We start from the raw sequence: 1,972 nt of genomic DNA, 5'->3' as shown, positions 1-1,972 counted from the left end.
TCGTCTTAATTGGTTTGCTGTTGGTAATTACAAAAAATTGCTCAACGAAGTTGGCGGTATGACTACTGCCGCTCCTGAAAATGTTGCGCCTGAAGTACGTAAACTTCTTGCTGAATACAACGCCATCAAGTGCAAGAGCCTTGAGGATCTGCTGGATTTTCATGTTCGTTTTGAGCGTATCCACCCCTTCCAAGACGGAAACGGCAGAGTTGGGCGCTTACTGCTGTTCAAAGAATGTTTGCGGAACAACATTGTGCCGTTTATTATCGCGGCGGACATGAAGATGTTTTATTACCGCGGTTTGAAGGAATGGACCCGTGAGCGCGGTTATTTGCGTGATACGTGTTTGCTTGCGCAGGACAGATTCAAAACGTATTTAGATTATTTTCGCGTGCCGTATAACAAGCAGTAGGTACGTTCTGGCGTTACGACGAGGACCGTTTTGCGTAATGACGAGGGCCGTCTGTCGTTCCAACGTGGAACGCCTGGTGCGCTTGCACGGAGAAACATCTTGCGCGCAAATAAGAGTTCACTCTACGTAGAGCTAACGGTTTATAAGCTTCGCTTCGCTCATTTTCACTCCTAAAACTTAAATTTTTTTTGACTTTTAGGAGCGAAGAACAAAAATCGATATTATGTTGTGATAGTGTCGCCATGTTGTTATAACGCTTGATTTATTTTTATCAAGGAGCGTAATCGTGTAGAGGGTAAGGCATAATCCTTTAATGCTATGGCTGCGCTGCCTGTCGTGCGCCTGTTTGGTGTTGGGTGTTTATGCAAGGCGCCGTGTGATGAACTGCTATATCGTAAGGTTGTCGAGGATGTCAAGCAGCTGCTGTTTTGAGTGAATGTTGAGCTTCGAATACACATTGCGCGTGTAGCTTTTCACGGTGTTTTCTGAGATAAACAACTCTTTTGAGATGCTTGTTTTTGACCGCCCGTGCGCCAGTAAGCGCACCATATCAGTTTCGCGCTCGGTAAGGCCAAAGTGCTGGCGAATATATTTGCAGCGCGCATCCAGCGTGGTACTGGGTGTGGCGTTGATGGGCACGGCGCTTGCTGGCAAGGACGGGGCTTCAAGCGGCTGATCAAGCGACTTATCTAGGGATGGATCAAACGATTGATTATGGATTTCACGTGCTGTTTTACCTGAAAAATCGGCAAACAGCGGGCGCGTATACGGAAGGTTATCGCTTAACAGCAAGGCAATTCCAACAACCACTAAAAAGCTTATGGCAATAACCGGAAGAAGCGTAAGTCCGTTGAATGCGTCGAGCCTTAATATGACGCATCTCCCCAGTTCACGTGGCAGAATGTAGACAATCCACACCGCACCAAGCACCACATACGTTGGCATTGACAGGTGTCTTCCATAATCGTATGCAGTAAACCATAGATAGCCAGCCAAAAAGGTATTCGCTATTGCAATAAGAAGAATACCGAGAGCAATAGAGTTTTCGCTGCTCAGTGCCACTAAAATAACGCCAGCAATGATAAATCCGATAATGAAGCGCCACATAGTTCCAAATTTGAGCCCGCCGCCATGTATGAGTGCCCACCATATAAGGCCACATGAAAGCATACATACGCCTACTTGGTGAACGATGCGCAAGGGCATACTTAACGCAGAGGCTTGGTAAAACGGATACGCGCCTGCAAGTCCAACTGCAAATCCGAGTAATGCTATCCCAGCTAGGATGCGTATTACGGTGCTGATTGGTTCGGCGTCATAGACTGGTTTTGGTGTGTTGGTGAACGTGTTGCTTGCAGTGTTCATTATGCTACCAGCGGCGATCGCAGACGTTACGTCATGTGTAGCGTCACCCGCACCCGCCGCGCTTCCTGCGCCATCTATGATTCCGGTTGGGTTCGTGGCAACGCGTTCTCCATCGTGTTCTTCGTGAGCCGCAATTGCTGCATCGCGCTTCCCATCACGTTCCCCATTATGTTTCACGTGAAACATTTGTTGCGC

The 1,972-nt window shown here is 47.8% G+C and carries 2 protein-coding genes; one reads left to right on the top strand and one right to left on the bottom strand.

Translation table 11 applies throughout. The features are described from left to right. Positions 1 to 412 (top strand): Fic family protein (locus tag HMPREF3190_RS05920; RefSeq protein WP_449676312.1); only part of this gene is annotated, 412 nt, incomplete at its 5' end. Positions 413 to 799: 387 nt separating this feature from the next. On the opposite strand, the gene HMPREF3190_RS05915 is transcribed toward HMPREF3190_RS05920, so the two are convergent. Continuing rightward, a partial coding sequence (locus HMPREF3190_RS05915) for a helix-turn-helix transcriptional regulator (protein WP_449676310.1) occupies positions 800 to 1,972 on the bottom strand: 1,173 nt, incomplete at its 5' end.

The sequence above is a fragment of the Umbribacter vaginalis genome (genome assembly GCA_001552935.1).
Taxonomy (GTDB): Bacteria; Actinomycetota; Coriobacteriia; order Coriobacteriales; family Eggerthellaceae; genus Berryella; species Berryella vaginalis.
This window is presented reverse-complemented; position numbering and strand designations above follow the sequence as displayed.